16 protein-coding genes are annotated in these 18,038 nt (G+C 30.2%); 1 reads left to right on the top strand and 15 read right to left on the bottom strand.

The annotated features are described in order from the left end of the window. Positions 1–56: 56 nt before the first annotated feature. The 15 genes from grpE to gpr all read right to left on the bottom strand — a co-directional run bounded on the left by grpE (position 57) and on the right by gpr (position 17,539). On the bottom strand, positions 57–632 hold the full coding sequence (gene grpE / locus CSPA_RS04495) for a nucleotide exchange factor GrpE (RefSeq protein ID WP_015391020.1): 576 nt from the start codon (positions 630–632) through the stop codon (positions 57–59). A 39-nt stretch (positions 633–671) separates the two neighbouring features. Then, complete coding sequence (hrcA, locus tag CSPA_RS04490; protein WP_015391019.1) at positions 672–1,703, bottom strand: heat-inducible transcriptional repressor HrcA; 1,032 nt, start codon at positions 1,701–1,703, stop codon at positions 672–674. Between the two features lie 216 nt (positions 1,704–1,919). Beyond that, positions 1,920–3,047: a radical SAM family heme chaperone HemW gene (gene hemW, locus CSPA_RS04485; protein ID WP_026106445.1), complete on the bottom strand. Its 1,128-nt coding sequence runs from the start codon at positions 3,045–3,047 to the stop codon at positions 1,920–1,922. A 250-nt stretch (positions 3,048–3,297) separates the two neighbouring features. Next, positions 3,298–3,738 carry a hypothetical protein gene (locus tag CSPA_RS04480; protein ID WP_015391017.1) on the bottom strand — a complete coding sequence of 147 codons (441 nt, stop codon included), beginning with the start codon at positions 3,736–3,738 and terminating at the stop codon, positions 3,298–3,300. Between the two features lie 201 nt (positions 3,739–3,939). Beyond that, on the bottom strand, positions 3,940–5,745 hold the full coding sequence (lepA, locus tag CSPA_RS04475) for a translation elongation factor 4 (protein ID WP_017810811.1): 1,806 nt from the start codon (positions 5,743–5,745) through the stop codon (positions 3,940–3,942). A gap of 135 nt (positions 5,746–5,880) precedes the next feature. Continuing rightward, positions 5,881–6,210, bottom strand: coding sequence for a hypothetical protein (locus tag CSPA_RS04470; RefSeq protein WP_015391015.1), 330 nt, complete (start codon positions 6,208–6,210; stop codon positions 5,881–5,883). 156 nt (positions 6,211–6,366) lie between these two features. Beyond that, positions 6,367–7,065, bottom strand: coding sequence for a response regulator (locus CSPA_RS04465; protein WP_015391014.1), 699 nt, complete (start codon positions 7,063–7,065; stop codon positions 6,367–6,369). After that, positions 7,065–9,770, bottom strand: coding sequence for a sensor histidine kinase (locus CSPA_RS04460; RefSeq protein WP_026106446.1), 2,706 nt, complete (start codon positions 9,768–9,770; stop codon positions 7,065–7,067). Before CSPA_RS04460 ends, CSPA_RS04465 begins: the two co-directional genes overlap by 1 nt. Before the next feature lie 77 nt (positions 9,771–9,847). Then, positions 9,848–10,186, bottom strand: a complete 339-nt coding sequence (locus tag CSPA_RS04455) for a hypothetical protein (RefSeq protein ID WP_015391012.1) — start codon at positions 10,184–10,186, stop codon at positions 9,848–9,850. 46 nt (positions 10,187–10,232) lie between these two features. Further along, complete coding sequence (locus CSPA_RS04450; RefSeq protein ID WP_015391011.1) at positions 10,233–10,859, bottom strand: K(+)-transporting ATPase subunit C; 627 nt, start codon at positions 10,857–10,859, stop codon at positions 10,233–10,235. Positions 10,860–10,918: 59 nt separating this feature from the next. Continuing rightward, positions 10,919–12,982, bottom strand: a complete 2,064-nt coding sequence (kdpB, locus tag CSPA_RS04445; RefSeq protein WP_015391010.1) for a potassium-transporting ATPase subunit KdpB — start codon at positions 12,980–12,982, stop codon at positions 10,919–10,921. A 48-nt stretch (positions 12,983–13,030) separates the two neighbouring features. Beyond that, a complete protein-coding gene (kdpA, locus tag CSPA_RS04440) occupies positions 13,031–14,710 on the bottom strand; it encodes a potassium-transporting ATPase subunit KdpA (RefSeq protein WP_015391009.1) in 1,680 nt (559 codons plus the stop codon). 30 nt (positions 14,711–14,740) lie between these two features. Next, entirely contained in the window at positions 14,741–14,812 is a 72-nt protein-coding gene (gene kdpF / locus CSPA_RS30950) for a K(+)-transporting ATPase subunit F (RefSeq protein WP_423219811.1), read from the bottom strand. Between the two features lie 423 nt (positions 14,813–15,235). After that, the gene (locus CSPA_RS04435; RefSeq protein WP_015391008.1) at positions 15,236–16,306 is read right to left on the bottom strand and encodes a stage II sporulation protein P; all 1,071 of its coding nucleotides are present in this window, start codon (positions 16,304–16,306) and stop codon (positions 15,236–15,238) included. Between the two features lie 249 nt (positions 16,307–16,555). Continuing rightward, the gene (gene gpr, locus CSPA_RS04430; RefSeq protein ID WP_015391007.1) at positions 16,556–17,539 is read right to left on the bottom strand and encodes a GPR endopeptidase; all 984 of its coding nucleotides are present in this window, start codon (positions 17,537–17,539) and stop codon (positions 16,556–16,558) included. 174 nt (positions 17,540–17,713) lie between these two features. Between gpr and rpsT the strand changes: the two genes are divergently transcribed. After that, positions 17,714–17,977 carry a 30S ribosomal protein S20 gene (gene rpsT / locus CSPA_RS04425; RefSeq protein ID WP_015391006.1) on the top strand — a complete coding sequence of 88 codons (264 nt, stop codon included), beginning with the start codon at positions 17,714–17,716 and terminating at the stop codon, positions 17,975–17,977. The last annotated feature ends 61 nt before the right edge of the window (positions 17,978–18,038 follow it).

Genomic DNA, 18,038 nt, shown 5'->3' with positions numbered 1-18,038 from the left:
AACTCTTTTTAGTTTATTTTAATTTGAAAGTTTCATTATTTATTTTAAATTTCAATTTAATTAGCTACTTTAACCATTGTATGTCTGATTATTTTATCATCTTTTTTATATCCTTTTTGGAAAACTTCTGCAATTACATTTTTACCTAAGTTTTCATCTTCTATATGCATAACTGCATTATGAAGATTTGGATCAAATTCTCCCGAAGTATCTATTTCTTCAACTCCAAGTTTTGCAAATGAATCTACACAACCTTTTATTGTCATTTCAATTCCTTTTTTCAAATCTTCTATGCTTCCATCAGCTGCAACAGCTCTTTCTAAATTATCAAGAATAGGAATGACTTCTTTTAATACATCTACATATGCATCACTATATATTCCTTCTTTTTCTTTAACAGTTCTTTTTCTATAATTATCATATTCTGCTGTTAATCTTAAAAGCCTATCCTTAGTTGAATCTAATTCTTCTTGCAATTTCTTATTTTCCTCTTCTAATTTATTTGCTTCACTATCTTCTGAATTTTCTTCAGCAGCTTCTGTGTTTTCACTTACATTTGCTTCTTCAGTGCCTTGCACTTCATTTTCTTCCTCTTTTAGTTCTTCATTTATAATTTCTTTATTTTCTTCCATATATCTTGAAATACACCTCTTCCTATTCTAACCTAAGTCTTATATTTTTTGATTATTTAATATAGCATTAAGTTCCTTTATTACTTCGGACATAATTGCTATAACCTTTGAATAGTTAATTCTTCTTGGACCAATTAATCCTATCTTTCCAATTGGCCTATTTCCAAAAGAATATTCAGCAGATATTATACTGCAATCCTTAGCTTGAGGCTCATAATTTTCATCCCCTATACTTACAGTAATATCATCCTGCGGCCTAAATAACTCCATTAGAGACTCCTTATCATTAAGAAGTGCCAGCATTTCTTTTGCCTTATCGATATCGTTATATTCAGGATAGTTAAATATATTTGTTGTTCCTTCCATAAATACTTCTGTTGTATCAGCAAAATTTAAGGTCTCGTACAAAACAGGTAATATAGCATTAAATATTTCTTCATATTCACCTAAATCTTTTTTTAAATTATTAATAACTTCTAAATTAATTTCTTGAATAGAAAGATTTACTAATCTGTTATTAATAACTTGATTTATTCTAAGTAATGTTTGCACGTCTGGAACTGCATGATTTAACTTCATAATATGATTTTTTATAAGTCCTGTATCTGTCAAAAATACTGAAACCAAATTGTGATCATCAACCTTAATAAGCTGAATTGATTTTATAAAACTCTTTTTTACTGATGGAGTTTCAATTACACAAGTTAATTTAGTCAATTCTGATAATAGGGCACTAGTTTGCTTTACTATTTTATCTACTTCAAGCATAGCAGAATCAATTATATATTGCTTAATTTTTAAATCCTCTTCAACTGTGAGTCTTTGATTATCCATAAGTTGATCAACATATAATCGATATCCCTTACTAGAAGGGATTCTTCCTGCGGAAGCATGAGGTTGTTCTAAGTATCCCAACTCTTCAAGATCAGCCATCTCATTTCTTATGGTTGCAGACCCAATACCCAAATTGTAATTTTTCGCAATAGTTCTTGACCCTACAGGATCTCCTGTACGAATATAGTCATTGATAATAGCTTGAAGTATTTTTATTTTTCTGTCATCAATACTCATAACCTCACCTCTTTTGTTAGCACTCATCAACATCGAGTGCTAATGACTATGTTTTTAATATATTATTTCTATGGTTTTTTGTCAATTCCATTTATTTTTATTCTAGCTACCTATAGTTAATAATTATGAAATTTTATCAATTTATCTTGACTATTCTCTTAATTACTACGATTTTCTACAGACTTTACTTTTTAACTTTTATGTCCATCCTTTTCATTACTCTAAAATAAAATCACTCATCACATAGTTAGACACTTCAATTCCGCGTGGACTTAAATATAATTTACCCGAATCACTTATTAATAATTCTTTCTCAATATTTTTTTCAATTACTTCTCCAAAAACTTTGTAAATGTCTTTCCCAAACAGTTCCTTAAATTCATTTATCTGTATCCCTCCAACCATTCTTAACCCCATAAAAACAAACTCTTCCATATCATCTTTTATATTATTGACATGAATTTCTTCTATTATATTTTCATGTTTTTTTATTCTTTCTATATACTCTTCAATATTATCTATATTTTTACTTCGCTTTTCATTTATAAATGAACTAGCCGATACTCCTAATCCCAAATACTCATTGCATTTCCAATAAACTTTATTATGGAAACACTCCTTTCCGCTCTGAGCAAAATTTGATATTTCATATTGATGATAACCATATGTACTCAATATTTTTTTAGTAGTTAGATACATAGTTCTTTCTTCTTCTTCTTCAGGCAAACTTAATTTATCTTCTTCATATAAAGTGTAAAACGGTGTTCCTTCTTCTACTATTAAGCTATATGCAGATATATGTTCTGGCTTAAGTTTTGCTATTTTTATTAATGATTCCTCCCAATCTTCAACCGTTTGGTTTGGAAGTCCAAACATCAAGTCTACATTTATATTTTGAAATCCTATTTTTCTAGCCAATAAATAATTATTTTCAAAATCTTCATAACTATGAATTCTTCCAATGCGCTTCAAAAGTGAATTTTTGGTAGATTGCACCCCCAAACTTATTCTATTAACATTATATTTCTTCATAAGCTTCAACTTATTCTCATCTAATGTTCCAGGATTGCATTCCACTGTGTATTCCAATTCTTTTTTTAAGCTTAATCCATTTAAAGTAATCAATAAACTTTCTAAATTGGAATCTTTTAAATAGGATGGAGTTCCACCTCCTATAAATATGCTACTTATAATGTAATCTTTTCCTTTCTGCATTATTTCTTCATTTAATGCTTTAACATATTCGTCCATCAACTTTTCTTTTCCAGAATAAGATGAAAAATCACAATAAAGACATTTCTGCTTACAAAAAGGTATATGTATATATAAAGATATTTCTTTCATATCACTATCTAGATACCTCTTCATTTTTGTTGAATCTAGATCCTCTTTTTCTTGCATTTCTACTGATTTTACACAGTCCATAGCAATTCCTCCACTTCTAAACTTTGTTCAACTCATTTGTGTTTATGAAAATTACACTTAGTCACTTCATTTATAAAATTATATTATAAAAATAAAAACTTCACTTTATCAATATAGTGAAGTTTTTAAGCAATTTAATTAGATATTTTAATATAAGGTACAGGGGATTTTATGCTAATAACTTTTCTGCTTGTTCCTTTAACAAATTAATTTTACTTTCTGCATCAACAACAGAAAAGCCATATACATCAACGAAGTTATAGAAATAATTAGCAAATGCTATTCTTTTGCTACGTGATATATCTAATTTCCCACCAATTTCTTCTAAAACTTCAACTTCACTTTCTTGATATTCTCCATCAATAAGTGCAAGCCCAATCAATTCAAAATAAACTATGTTCTTGTTTCTTTGAGTAGAATTGTTTAAAGTTGTATATACTTCATTTAAATCCAGCTCTTTTATTTCACCTTCAGATATTCCTAATTCTTTTAGGTAATCTTCATATAGGTTTTTTTCTTCTTTTGCAAAAGTATTATCTGAATTTGCAAGATACCTAACTAATTGCATAAATGCAATTCCTTCATTTTTATTTAACTCATTTAAAAACACACAAATCCCTCCTAGCTTTCTACCAAAAAAATTATTTGTATAATACTTATATATAATGCAATTATCCCAGTTCAATACTCAATGATCAGTGAAGGCTAATTTCCTTTGAAAATCATCAAGTTTTCAACAATTCTTTTTTACAATATATACAATTAATATTATACAAATAATTCTTAAAAAATAATATACTTATTTTAATATTTAATCTACTTTTAAGACTGCCATAAATGCTTCTTGTGGAACTTCTACAGATCCAACCTGTCTCATTCTCTTCTTTCCTTCTTTTTGCTTTTCAAGTAATTTCTTCTTTCTAGAAATATCCCCACCATAACATTTAGCTAATACGTCTTTTCTCATAGCCTTTACAGTTTCTCTTGCTATAATTTTAGCTCCTACTGCTGCTTGAATTGGAATTTCAAATAATTGTCTTGGAATAATTTCCTTTAACTTTTCTGCTATTCCTCTTCCCTTATGGTATGCTCTCTCATCTGGAACTATCATAGATAAGGCATCAACTATATCTCCATTTAGTAAAATGTCTAACTTAACTAGCTTAGTTCTTGTATATCCCTTGAATTCATAATCTAAAGATGCATATCCTCTAGTTCTAGACTTCAATGTGTCAAAAAAATCATATATTATCTCATTTAATGGAATATCATAGTTTACAACTGCTCTAGTTTCTTCTATGTATTGCATATCAATATAAGTTCCTCTTCTATCTTGGCATAATTCCATAACTGCTCCAACATAATCCTTTGGAGTTATTATAGACGCCTTAACTACAGGTTCCTCCATATAATCTACCTCAGTTAAAGGTGGTAAATTGGTTGGGTTTGTTATTTCTAACATTTCGCCATCAGTTTTAATTACTTTATAAATAACAGATGGTGCTGTAGTAATAATATCTAGGTTAAATTCTCTTTCAACTCTTTCTTGAATTATTTCCATATGTAATAATCCTAAGAAACCACATCTAAATCCAAAGCCTAATGCAATAGATGTTTCTGGTTCAAAGCTTAATGCTGCATCATTGATTTGTAGTTTTTCTAAAGCTTCCCTAAGTTCATCATATTTTGCTCCATCAACTGGATATATTCCTGAATAAACCATTGGTATAGCAGGCTTATAACCTGGAAGAGCTTTGCCTGTTGGTCTGTCAGCTTCTGTAATAGTATCACCTACTCTAGCATCTCTAACATTTTTAATTGATGCTGTTATATATCCAACGTCACCTGCACTCAACTCACCAATTGGAAGTACACCAGGCGTAAATACACCAACTTCAGTAACTTCATATACTTTATTACTTGCCATTAATTTGATTTTAGTTCCAATCTTTACTCTTCCATCTTTAACTCTTACTATACATACAACACCTTTATAGCTGTCATAATAAGAATCAAAAATTAATGCTTTTAATGGAGCTTCTTCATCTCCATCTGGTGATGGTATATTCTTAACAACAGATTCCAATACATCACCTATGTTAAGTCCAGTTTTTGCAGATATAGTTGGAGCACTTTCTGCCTCAATCCCTATTATATCTTCAATTTCCTTTTTAACTTCATCTGGTCTTGCTGATGGCAAATCAACCTTATTTATTACTGGTGCAATTTCTAGATCATTATCTAAAGCTAAGTAACAATTAGCTAAAGTTTGAGCTTGAATTCCTTGTGTTGCATCAACAACAAGTATCGCTCCCTCACAAGCTGCTAAGCTTCTTGAAACTTCATAGTTAAAGTCTACGTGTCCTGGAGTATCAATTAAATTAAGGATATATTCTTCTCCGTCATCTCTTCTATATATAAGTCTCGCTGCTTGAGACTTGATTGTAATTCCTCTTTCTTTTTCTATCTCCATATTATCTAGAACTTGCTCTTCCATTTCCCTTTTAGTTAAGGTTCCTGTAGTTTCAAGTAATCTATCCGCAAGGGTTGACTTACCATGATCAATATGTGCTACTATTGAAAAATTTCGGATATGTTTTTGTCTTTCACTTTTCATATGCATAACTGCCTTACAAACTAAAACAGTTCTTTCACCCCCGTTATAATTAAATCAGCTAAATTATAACATACAACTATTTGAAAAGGCTATTAAAACTTTAAATGAGCTAATAATTAACGTAAAAATGTCAACTTAAAATCTTATCTTTTCAAATATTTCTTGCATTTTATTAATAAAAATTGACTGATCACTTATTCTGAAATCATTATTTCCTAATCTTATTAATATATCATTTTGCGATCCTTTATAAATCTTTAAAAATGAATTATCTTTAATGAAATTTGAGAAATCTTCACCAAATTCTTCGCTTACAATTTTGTAATTTTCATTTGTATTTCCAAGCGGAGATAAGGCTTTAGTATTAATTATATTTATTTTGATTATTCCAGTTAAAATAATTGCAAATACAAAAATACTAAATAGCAACTTTCTTAAGATGTATCCTTTAAAAGTTTTCTTCAATATTAAAACACCCTTTGATAATTAAATTTGTATTTTAATTCTTGCCTTATATAATATTATTATTCATAAATTGATTATTTACTTTACTATATACTTAAAACAGTCCAAAGAATTTATCGTTCTTCAGACTGTATTTATAATATATCTTTCAAATAATTATTCATCTACTAACCTATATCCAACTCCAACCTCTGTAAAAATATACTGAGGATCAGCAGGGTTCTTTTCTATTTTTCTTCTAAGGCTCGCCATAAATACCCTAAGAGATTGTGTTTCACTTCCTGTTGATGAAGCCCAAATTTCCTTAATTATAAAATTATGGGTTAATACTTTTCCAGAGTACTTGCAAAGAAGAGCCATTATTTTATATTCTATTGGAGTTAGATGTATTTCCTCGTTATTTATAGTTACTTTTCTTTTATCAAAATCAACTACTAAGCCCTTAACATTAAATATGCCTGTACTTTCATCTTCATTATTACTTATAGCACTATGTCTTAATGAAACTCTGATTCTAGCTAATAACTCACCTATACCAAATGGTTTAGTTAAGTAATCATCTGCACCTTTATCCAAGGCTTCTATTTTTTGTCTTTCATTTTCTCTTGCTGAAACAATTATTATTGGAACTTTAGACCACTCTCTTACTTGCTTAACCACCTCAATACCGTCAATGTCTGGAAGTCCTAAATCTAAAATTATCAAATCAGGTTTATGTGACATTGAAAGAGCAATAGCTTCTATTCCCTTCTCTGTTTCTATATAATTAAATCCTTGTGCCTTTAAAGACGTAGTTATAAAATTTCTTATTGGTTTATCATCTTCAACAACAAGAATATATTGTTTGCTCTCCATTAAAGCTTCTCCTCCTCCTTTGGAATATTGAATTTAAAAACAGCTCCATTTTCATTATAAGCACAAATCTCTCCTCCATGTGCTTCAACTATAGATTTACAAATTGCAAGTCCTAATCCAACCCCTCTTCTTGAATCACTTATCTTATATCCATCAGTAAAAAATATATCAAAGATATGTGGTAATATATCTTCTGCTATTCCAGGACCATTATCTATTACCTCAAACATAATGTTATTATTCTCCTCATAAACTTTTATTTCAATTAAAGAATCCTTAGGCGTAAATTTAATAGCATTATCAAGTAAATTAAGAAGTACTTGCTCAATCAAACTTCCATCCATTGGCACCATTATTACTTCATCTGGTACCATAACCTTTATTTTGTGTTCTTTAAAATGTTTTGAAGTCCTCTGAACTGCTTCATACACCACTTCTTCCACTATTTCCATTTCTTTCTTAATTTTCAAACCTCCACCATCAAGTCTTGTCATACTGAGAAGGTTTTCTACTAGTCTTATAAGCCATTCAGTATCTTCATAAACACTTTGAAGCAATTCTCCCTTAGTTTTCTCTGATAAAAATTCCCCTGTTTCTATTATAGTGCTTACAGAACCTTTAATTCCCGCAAGAGGACTTCTTAAATCATGTGAAATTGATCGTAGTAAGTTACTTCTAAGTCTTTCACTTTCAATTTCCAAACTTGATTTCTTTTGAGTCTCAGCTAATATTTCTCTATCTAATGCAATATAAATTTGGCTAGCAACTGTTTCAAATACATATTTTTGTTCAGGTTCTAGGCTTCCATTAACACAAGAGACACCTAATACTCCTAATATTTTTCCATGACTTTTCAATGGCATATAATATGCTTTTGCACCATGAAATGTATTAGTCCCAGCTCCAGACTCCTTATCATTTAAAAATGTCCAATGTGCTACCGCTTCTTCATCCTTATTTAATAAAGTTCTATCTTTTTCGCCTCTAGTAGCTGTATAAATAAATGGAGTTGAAAGTTTATTATCCTGCACCAAATAACAAATAACAGTTTTCTCCAATAAACGTGATAAATATTTTATTCCTATTCCAACAACATCCACAGTGCCAGTTGCACTTAATAATTTTTTACTTACTCTATATAAATTTCTTGTTCTATTTTCTCTTTGGGAAGAATTAATAGCTTCTCTTTGAATCTTATTTGTAAGCGTACCAATTATAAATGTTACAATTAACATTATAGGAAAGGTTGCTAAATTACTTTTGTCATATACCTCTAAGGAATATCTTGGTTCGGTAAAAAGATAATTGAATAAAAATATACTAATAATTGAACAAATAAATCCTAAAATATAGCCTCTAGTTTTAATATTTACAATAATAACCCCTAATATAAAAAGCATTATAACATTCGCATCACTAAAACCAAAATAATCAATAAATAATGAAATTATTGTAGTAATTATCATAATAAAAATAGATATTAAAATTTCTCTGCTTGATATATTAAATTTTTGTCTATTTTTTTTTATATTAAACTTTTTTTGTTTATCAGAAGAAGAATTTGGTACAACATACACATCTATATACGAATTCGATTCCATAAGTTTATCAACTATGTCTTTTGCATAAAAATGAAATAAATTATTTGGTTTTTTATGATTTTTGCCTATAATTATTTTAGTTGCATTACGAAATTTTGCATATTGAATTATTTGTTCAACAGTATTATCACCATATGCTGTTACTACTTCTCCTCCTAATTGCTCTGCTAAATTAAAATGAGAATTAAGCCTTTCTCTATCTTCCTTACTTAAATTTTGAGATTTCGTTGTTTCGACATAAAGTGCTATCCACTTTGAATGATGAGCTTCAGCCATTCTTGTTGCTGTTCTTATAACTCTCAAAGACGAAGGTGATGAAGAAATACAGGCAAGTACAACATCAGAGGTTGGGATTACAGTTACCTGGCCTTTTGCTAATCTTACACTTTCAACTTCATAATTTACTCTATCAGCAGTTCTTCTTAATGCAATTTCTCTAAGAGCAAACAAATTATTTTTAGTAAAAAAATTATCAAAAGCTTTTCTTGTCTGTTCTTTGCTGTAAACTTTTCCTTCACTAAATCGATTAAGCAGTTCCGTTGGTTCAATATCAATTAATTCTACTTTATCAGCTTCATCAAACACTTTGTCTGGAATCGTTTCTCTTACAGCAATATGTGTTATACTTTCAACTATATCATTTAAACTCTCGATGTGCTGAACATTTAAAGTTGTATAAACATCTATTCCAGCCTCTAAAAGTTCTTCTATATCCTGCCATCTTTTTCTATGCCGTTCAGTACTAGCATTGGTATGAGCTAGTTCATCAACTAATATTATCTGCGGTTTTCTAGCAATAGCTTTATCTAAATCAAATTCTTTCAAAGTTATTCCTTTGTACTCAATAACTTTAACACCTATGTCTTCAATTCCATTTACTAAAGCCATAGTTTCTGGCCTGGCATGAGGTTCTATATAACCAATCACGATATCCTTACCCATTTTTTTCATATCATGAGCTTCCATAAGCATAGTATAACTTTTCCCTACCCCTGCTGCATAACCAAAAAATATTTTTAATTTCCCTTTTTTAGAAGATTCGCCTTCTTCTTTTTTTATTTGATTTAAAAGATAATCTGGATTTGGTCTTTCATATGTATCTATTTAAATCACTCCTAACATTCCTTTAATTTTATATTTATTCTATTAAATTATATATTAATCAGCATCAGTTTGCACTATCACAATTTAGAACAAGTACACTCTTTTCCTTTTCCCAAATAATCGTAAAATTCTATATTACATCCTTTAACTTTTCCTTTCAAAGATTCAACTCTTAAATAATTTTCTTTATCCTTGTCAAAAGTTATTTCTAATTCATTATTATTTATTGTATATTTACCATAAGTATAAAACGATTCCTTATAAAAATTATTAATCATCTTACACCTTCCATTTGAGCTTAGTTCTAAAATAGTATTATTGAAAGTTTTATATTTCCCTGCATATGGATCATTATCACAACCAACTATTGAAATACCCATTATAAAAAATGTGAACAAAAAAAAGATTCTTTTCATAGTAATCGCCTCCTTTTAAGAAAGTAAATTGAGTATAGAGCTCAATTTACTTTTTATTTAAAAGTGATGCTATTTCAACGTTAATTTTTAATACATTTACCCTAGGCTCTCCAAATACCCCTAAGCTTCTGCCTACTGTGTATTTATCCACCATTTTATGAAGATCAGTTTCACTTATTCCAGACGCTTTTGAAACTCCTGGTATTTGAATTATTGCTGCTTCGGGACTTATCTCTGGGTCAAGCCCTGAGCCTGAACTTGTAAGTAAATCTGTTGGAATATCTTCCTTCTTAACACTTGGATTAGCTGCTAAAAAATCATTAATATCTTTTTCAACCCTTTCCTTAAGTGAATCATTAGAGGGCGCTAAATTTTGAGATCCCGAAGCCACTCCAACATATGCTGACTTTCCACTTTCATCTGGTTTTGTATCTGCATCTGTATAAGTATTGTAATTTACAGCTGAGACTCTTCCTCTAAAAAATCTTGAATCTGTAAAATTTTGTCCTATAAGCTCTGAGCCAACTTCCTTTCCATCCGCTACAATCATACTCCCATTTGCCTGTTTATTAAATAACAACTGACTTATCCCAGTCATTAAAAGAGGATATATAAGCCCACAAAGTATCATAAATGTAATACTTATGAGAATAGATTTTTTAATTACTTTCATATAAAAGTCTCCTTTTTTATTGAAATACATACTGTTAATTTGTGAATAGATAATTATCTTTAACCTATATTAAGAACCCTAACTAGAGGCGTAATAATAATATCAATTATTTTGATTCCTACAAATGGAACAAGCACTCCTCCACCTCCAAAAATAAGCATATTTCTTAGAAGCATAGTTTCTGCTTTCATTGGTTTGTATTTTACACCCTTCATGGCTATTGGAATAAGTAATGGTATTATTATTGCATTAAATATAAGCGCTGATAATATAGCACTATATGGTGTTGAAAGTCCCATTACATTCATAATCTGCATTTCAGGTATAGCTACTGTAAAAATAGCTGGAATAATTGCAAAGTATTTAGCTACATCATTAGCTATACTAAAAGTTGTTAAAGCTCCTCTTGTAATTAAAAGCTGTTTCCCTATTTCAACCACTTCAAGAATCTTTGTCGGATCTGAGTCCAAATCCACCATGTTTGCTGCTTCTTTGGCTGCTGTAGTTCCACTATTCATTGCAAGTCCTACATCTGCCTGTGCTAGAGCTGGTGCATCATTAGTTCCATCACCAGTCATTGCTACAAGCTTACCTTGTTCCTGCTCTTTCTTAATTGCAGCAATTTTATCTTCTGGTTTACATTCTGCTATAAACTCATCTACACCAGCTTCTTTAGCAATTGTTGCTGCTGTTAAAGGATTGTCTCCTGTACACATAACTGTTTTAATTCCAATTTCTCTAAGTCTTTGAAATCTTTCTACTAGACCTGGTTTAACAGTATCCTTAAGATATATAACTCCGTATGCTTTTTCATTAACACAAACTACAAGAGGTGTTCCACCTAATTTTGAAACTCCATTTACAGCATCATCTAAATCTTTTGGAATATTTCCTCCAAGTTCTTTTATTCTATTCTTTATAGCATCTGAAGCCCCTTTCCTTATCTTTAATCCATTTGGTAAATCTAAGCCACTCATCCTTGTTTGAGCTGTAAATTCAATAAAATCCTGATTCTTATATTCTTCTCCATTAACTGTTGTACCGCTCTTTCTGCCAAGTTCAACTATTGATTTTCCTTCTGGTGTATCATCTTTTAATGAGCATATTACAGCATAATTTATTAACTCTGTTTTATCTGAATTTCCAACAGGTATAAATTCTGCAGCAAGTCTGTTACCAAAGGTTATTGTTCCAGTCTTATCAAGAAGCATTGTATCAACATCACCACAGGCTTCTACTGCTTTTCCTGACATAGCTATAACATTAAATTTTGTAACTCTATCCATACCTGCAATACCAATAGCTGATAATAACCCTCCAATAGTTGTAGGTATTAAACAAACTAAAAGTGCAATTAGGGTAGAAATATAGATTGAAACCCCGGAATATTGTGCCATTGGATATAGTGCAACTATTACTATAAGAAATATAATTGTTAAGCTTACAAGTACAGTATTAAGAGCAATTTCATTTGGAGTCTTTTGTCTTGATGCCCCTTCTACAAGAGAAATCATTTTATCCAAGAAAGATTCTCCTGGAGTTGCTGTTATTTCAATTTTAAGCCAGTCACTTACAACCTTTGTGCCTCCTGTAACTGAGGCAAAATCCCCTCCACGTTCCTTCATAACAGGTGCTGATTCACCAGTTATAGCTGATTCATCTACAGACGCTATTCCATCTATAACTTCACCATCATTTGGAATTATCTCTCCATTTTCTACTAAAACTACATCTCCTTTTTTTAATTCATTTGCATTTATAATTTTAGTAGTTCCATCAGAATTTAAAAGTTTAGCTACAGTATCCTTACGCATTTTCTTTAAATTTTCAGCTTGAGCTTTTCCACGTCCTTCTGCCACTGCTTCAGCAAAATTTGCAAAAAGTACTGTTATAAAGAGTATTACTGCCACAATAAAATTGTATACTTGTAGGTTGTTCCCTTTATCTCCGAATAAGCTTGGTAAAAATGTAAGCAATAAGGTTATAACAAATCCTACTTCAACTACAAACATTACTGGATTCTTTATCATATATTTTGGATTAAGTTTTTTAAAAGATTCTATAATTGCTTCATTTAATATTTCTTTTGTAATAAATTTAGATTCTCTCTTTTCATTACTCATATTATTATTCTCCTTGTCTTCAATATCATAATAATCAAGGTTTTGGTATCAATGCCACAATGTTAAATGTTCCGCTACTGGTCCAAGCGCTAATGCTGGTAAAAATGTTAATGCTCCAATTATTAAAACAATAGCAATCAATGTTACTGCAAACATTGTATTATCTGTCCTAAAAGTTCCTGTTGTTTGTGGTATAGTTCTTTTACCTGCTAGTGATCCCGCTACTGAAAGAAGAATTATAATTGATAAATATCTTCCCAAAAACATAACTATTCCAGTTGCAGTATTCCAAAATAGTGTATTATCAGCCATTCCTTCAAATCCAGAACCATTATTGGCGGCTGATGATGTAAATTGATAAACTATTTGGCTTAAACCATGAAATCCTGGATTCGATATACCTGCTAATCCTTGAGGAGTAATCAAAGCCAAGGCTGAAAACATTAATATTAAAAACGGATGAATGATTATAGCTAGAGCTATTAATTTAATTTCTTTACCTTCAAGCTTCTTCGATAAAAATTCTGGCGTTCTTCCAACCATAAGTCCACATAGAAAAACTGTAAGAATTGCATACATTATCATGTTCATAAAACCTACGCCTTTTCCACCAAATATAACATTAAGCATCATGTTCATTAATGCTACTGCCCCACCAAGTGGTGTTAATGAATCATGCATATTATTAACAGTTCCTGTTGTAAAAGCTGTAGTAACCGTAGTAAATAATGATGACTGTGCTATTCCAAATCTTACTTCTTTACCTTCCATATTTCCCATAGCTTGGCTTAATCCGACATGGGCTAAAGCTGGGTTACCTGCTTTTTCTGCAAAATAACATATTGGTAATGCAATAATAAATATTCCTGCCATTGCAGCAAATATTGTCCATCCTTGCTTCTTATTTTTAAGCATTAACCCAAAAGTATAAACTAATGCACCTGGAAGCATCATCATAGAAAGTAATTCAATTAAATTTGATAAAGGTGTAGGATTTTCAAAAGGATGCGCTGAATTAGCACCAAAGAAACCACCACCATTAGTTCCTATGTGCTTTATTGCTTCAAGTGCTGCTACAGGACCCATTGCTATATCCTGCATTTTTCCTTCTATTGTGGTTACTGTTTTAGTTCCTGATAAAGTTTGCGGTACTCCTTGACTTACTAAAAGAAGTCCTATTACTATTGAGAATGGCAATAAAACTCTTGTTGTTATTCTTGTTATATCAACGAAAAAGTTTCCCATTCCCTTTTTTCCAATTATTCCTCTCATAAATGCAAGAGCTGCTGCAAAACCTGTTGCTGCTGATGTAAACATCATAAAAATAATAACAATCATTTGACTTAAATGAGAAAGTCCCGATTCTCCACTATAATCTTGAAGATTTGTGTTTGTCATAAAGCTTATAATTGTATTAAAGGATAAACTCTGCTCCATTCCATCTATTTTATTTGGATTTAGAAACAGCCCCCCCTGAGCTCTAAGTATTATATATCCTATAAATACCATAACTGCATTAACTGCTATAATAGAAAAAACATATTCCTTCCAATTCATTTCTTCATCTTTATTTATTCTGCATATTTTATAAATTAAATTATCTATTGGATTAAAAAGCTTGTCAGCAAATGTTTTTTCACCAGTACTAACATAGTATAAATATTTTCCAAGTGGCACTATGATTAGCATAAAAAGTAGCAAAGATATTATTATTTGTAACCATTCCATAAATTATTCCTCCTGCTTTACTTTTAATAATTAAAATTTTTCTGGATTAAATAGTACATAACTTAAATATCCAAAAAGTAAAACTATAATTCCAATTAACATCCACATATACATTCCCCCAATTATTTCTTTTATTTATTTACTTGTTTCTCACACCAATTAGCAAAAAATTTTACAGAGCAAAATCCTATAATTAATAATGCGAAAAATATGACATCCAACATTATCCTTCCTCCTTTAATATTCAATTTCCATATCTGAATAATACTCCTTATAACATAAAGATTGGATTAAACTTTGCTAATTTGTATAAAGATTGTATAAAGATTATTAATTCAAATTACCTATCTAAATAAAGTAAAAAATCAAACATTATACATGCATTTTATTTGGAAGGATAAGCTAAAAAACAGTAGATAGTTTTATTTTTACAAAAAAACTATCTACTGCTCCGAAAAATCATGAGTTTCTTTTGAAATTTCTTTCATTTAAACTCATGATTTTAATATATCTATTATTTTTTACTCACTTTTTGTTTATGATTTCTGCAATTACTCTTGCCATACACTGTGCTGTAACTTTTGATTCTTCTGGAGTATTCTTATTAGCACCTATTTCAAAAAGTAAACATCCATCACTTTTGCTTTGATTAAATGCATTTTTCCCTCTATGATAGGTTAATATTTTTATCGGCAAATTCGGAAATAACTCTGAGGTCTTATTAAACACTTTTTCTGTGAGCTCTTTATTTTTTGCGTATCTTGTACTGTTCTCAGCATTTACAAACATTATTTTAGCTGCACTCATGCCATAAACTTCTGTTGTTGTCGCTGACTTATCATCTAATGAATCTCTATGCAAATCTATAATCATTTTAAAGTCTCCATATTTTTGCAAATATTTATCAACCGTTTCTCCTGATCTTGTATAACTGTCATTATAAGAAACACTATGATTAGTCTTATCATGTATTACAGAAATACCATAATTCTCTTGAAGTTCATTGGCAAGAACATCACCAACTCCAACAACATTTGTGTTCTCATCTAAACTATCCTGTTCTGTTGCACTGTAATTTTCAGTAGTATGACTATGATATATTAATACCTCAGGTTTTGATTGATCTAACTGCTTTTTTAAGCTAGGATCATAAATCTTTGTATTTTTACTATCGCCATTAGATGGCAATTTTGAAATACTATCTTCACTTATTTGAAATGGATTGAATATAAATGTTGGTTGAGATCCCTTATATTCAACACTATTTAAATAAGAAATTTCACTTTGAAGTATTCCCTTATAGGTAATATTATCTACTCCCAATACTTGAAGACAAACATTTTTTAGCGAAAGTTTATTTTCAGCATAAGTCCCCTCATCGTAAACTTGAGACTCAATTATCGGCATTCCTAGATTTAATAATTGAACATAAGCAAAGGCCCCTCTTTCTTTATTATTTGTAAGTACGGTTCCAAGCCTTATAAATAATATACTTGCAATTAATACGATCACTATAAATCCCATATTAACATTTTCTTTTACTTTTAACAGCTTACTAGTTTCACCTTTATTTCCTCCTCTGCCCATATATATCATCCTCATCTCACCTCCACACTTTTATATGTATATTATGAAATTTACATAATTATTCTAACTTTAAGTGCAAAGATTAATTGGATTTTATTGATCAATTAAAATACTTGTTAAAATATATAAGTTCTAATTAAGAGTGTACATCCCCATTCAGTAAATTCCAAAGGAATTTATCTTTCAACTGAAAATTGTGCACTGTAAACTGTAAACTGCCAAAATTTATCTTCTAACTGTAAACTGTGAACTGCAAAATCATCCCATAAACTTATTTATTTCTTCCATATCCATATTTGGCTGTACAGCCATATTAATTCCATTGGCAATTATTTTTGATAATGAGTTAATAACTAAATCTATATCTTTAGGTGTAACTATCATATCTCCACTCGTTTCTGAATATATTACTTCCTTTATTAATCTTTCTTTCTCGTTTTTATCAATAGATTTTAACATCTTATAGAAATCAGTTCCGCTTGAAGAATTCTTTATTAGCGAATCTATTACCAAATCTATGGTATCATTAGCAATCGTAATTGCATCTACAACTGTAGGAACTCCAATAGCAATTACTTTTACACCCAAATTTTCTTCATTAATTTGTTTTCTATTATTGCCCACTCCTGCACCTGGTGAAATTCCTGTATTAGAAATTTGAATTGTAGCGTTAACTCTCTGAACCTTTCTTGCTGCCAAAGCATCTACACAAATTACTAACTCCGGCTTAGTTTTTTCCACAACCCCTTTAATTATTTCAACAGTTTCAATCCCTGTTATCCCTAATACTCCAGGTGCTATTGAAGAAACAGGTCTTACAGAATCATCTATTGCTTCTGGCATTACTGTTTGTAAATGTCTTGTTACCATAATTTTTTCTGCAACTTTTGGACCTAAAGCATCTGGTGTAACCTGCCAATTTCCAAGTCCTACAACTAATGCATTCTTTTTAACATCTACTTTAATCAATCGTCCTAAAACTTCTGCCAGCACTTTAGATACTCTATCCATAGTCTCTCCATCATATGCAGTAAAGCTAGGAATATCAATAGTTATGTAATCCCCTTTTGGTTTTCCTATCTTTTGAGCTCCCTCTTCATTTTTAACTTTAACTGTAGTTACGCTAATATCATCTTCGCTCTCTTCTATTACTTCAATTCCATCTAAGTCTTTTTCACCTTTATGACTTTCTTTATATAATTCTCTTGCTTCAAGGACCAAATCTGTTCTAACATTTATCATAATAAACACCTCGTTATAAATTTATTCAGTCTTATTTTTCCTTTTTCTTTGAATTTAATACTTGAATTACATAAGTTCTGATGTTATAATAAGGTTTGTTGAATATGAACTCGTACGCAGATTTCCCCAAAAACTGCAAGAGACCCTATAAAAATTTAAGGGGGTGAATTAAGAATGGCAAATATTAAATCAGCAAAAAAGAGAATTAAGGTTACTGAAACTAAGACTTTAAAGAACAGAATGATCAAATCTGCTTTAAAGACTGCTATAAAGAAATTTGAAGCTGCTATAGAAGCTAAGAATAACGAAGATGCTAAAGTTCTTTACACTGCAGTTGTTAAGTCATTAGACATGGCTGCTACTAAAGGTGTAGTACATAAGAACATGGCTGCTAGAAAGAAATCAAGATTAGCTGCTAGGTTACACGCTATGGCATAATCTTAAAGCCCATCTAATATAGATGGGTTATTTTTATCTTCATAATAAATAAAAATACCCA

This window comes from Clostridium saccharoperbutylacetonicum N1-4(HMT), from assembly GCF_000340885.1.
In the GTDB taxonomy this organism is placed as follows: Bacteria; Bacillota; Clostridia; order Clostridiales; family Clostridiaceae; genus Clostridium; species Clostridium saccharoperbutylacetonicum.
Note: the sequence above shows the minus strand (reverse complement) of the source record. Positions and strands in the feature narration are given on the sequence as shown.

Excerpts from the sequence above, each read along its gene's own strand:
- grpE (WP_015391020.1), bottom strand. The coding sequence starts at position 632 with ATGGAAGAAAATAAAGAAATTATAAATGAAGAACTAAAAGAGGAAGAA.
- CSPA_RS04450 (WP_015391011.1), bottom strand. The coding sequence starts at position 10,859 with ATGAAAGTAATTAAAAAATCTATTCTCATAAGTATTACATTTATGATA.
- kdpB (WP_015391010.1), bottom strand. The coding sequence starts at position 12,982 with ATGAGTAATGAAAAGAGAGAATCTAAATTTATTACAAAAGAAATATTA.
- CSPA_RS04435 (WP_015391008.1), bottom strand. The coding sequence starts at position 16,306 with ATGATATATATGGGCAGAGGAGGAAATAAAGGTGAAACTAGTAAGCTG.
- rpsT (WP_015391006.1), top strand. The coding sequence starts at position 17,714 with ATGGCAAATATTAAATCAGCAAAAAAGAGAATTAAGGTTACTGAAACT.
- hemW (WP_026106445.1), bottom strand. The coding sequence starts at position 3,047 with ATGAAAGAAATATCTTTATATATACATATACCTTTTTGTAAGCAGAAA.
- CSPA_RS04465 (WP_015391014.1), bottom strand. The coding sequence starts at position 7,065 with ATGGAGAGCAAACAATATATTCTTGTTGTTGAAGATGATAAACCAATA.
- gpr (WP_015391007.1), bottom strand. The coding sequence starts at position 17,539 with ATGATAAATGTTAGAACAGATTTGGTCCTTGAAGCAAGAGAATTATAT.
- hrcA (WP_015391019.1), bottom strand. The coding sequence starts at position 1,703 with ATGAGTATTGATGACAGAAAAATAAAAATACTTCAAGCTATTATCAAT.
- CSPA_RS04455 (WP_015391012.1), bottom strand. The coding sequence starts at position 10,186 with ATGAAAAGAATCTTTTTTTTGTTCACATTTTTTATAATGGGTATTTCA.
- lepA (WP_017810811.1), bottom strand. The coding sequence starts at position 5,745 with ATGAAAAGTGAAAGACAAAAACATATCCGAAATTTTTCAATAGTAGCA.
- kdpA (WP_015391009.1), bottom strand. The coding sequence starts at position 14,710 with ATGGAATGGTTACAAATAATAATATCTTTGCTACTTTTTATGCTAATC.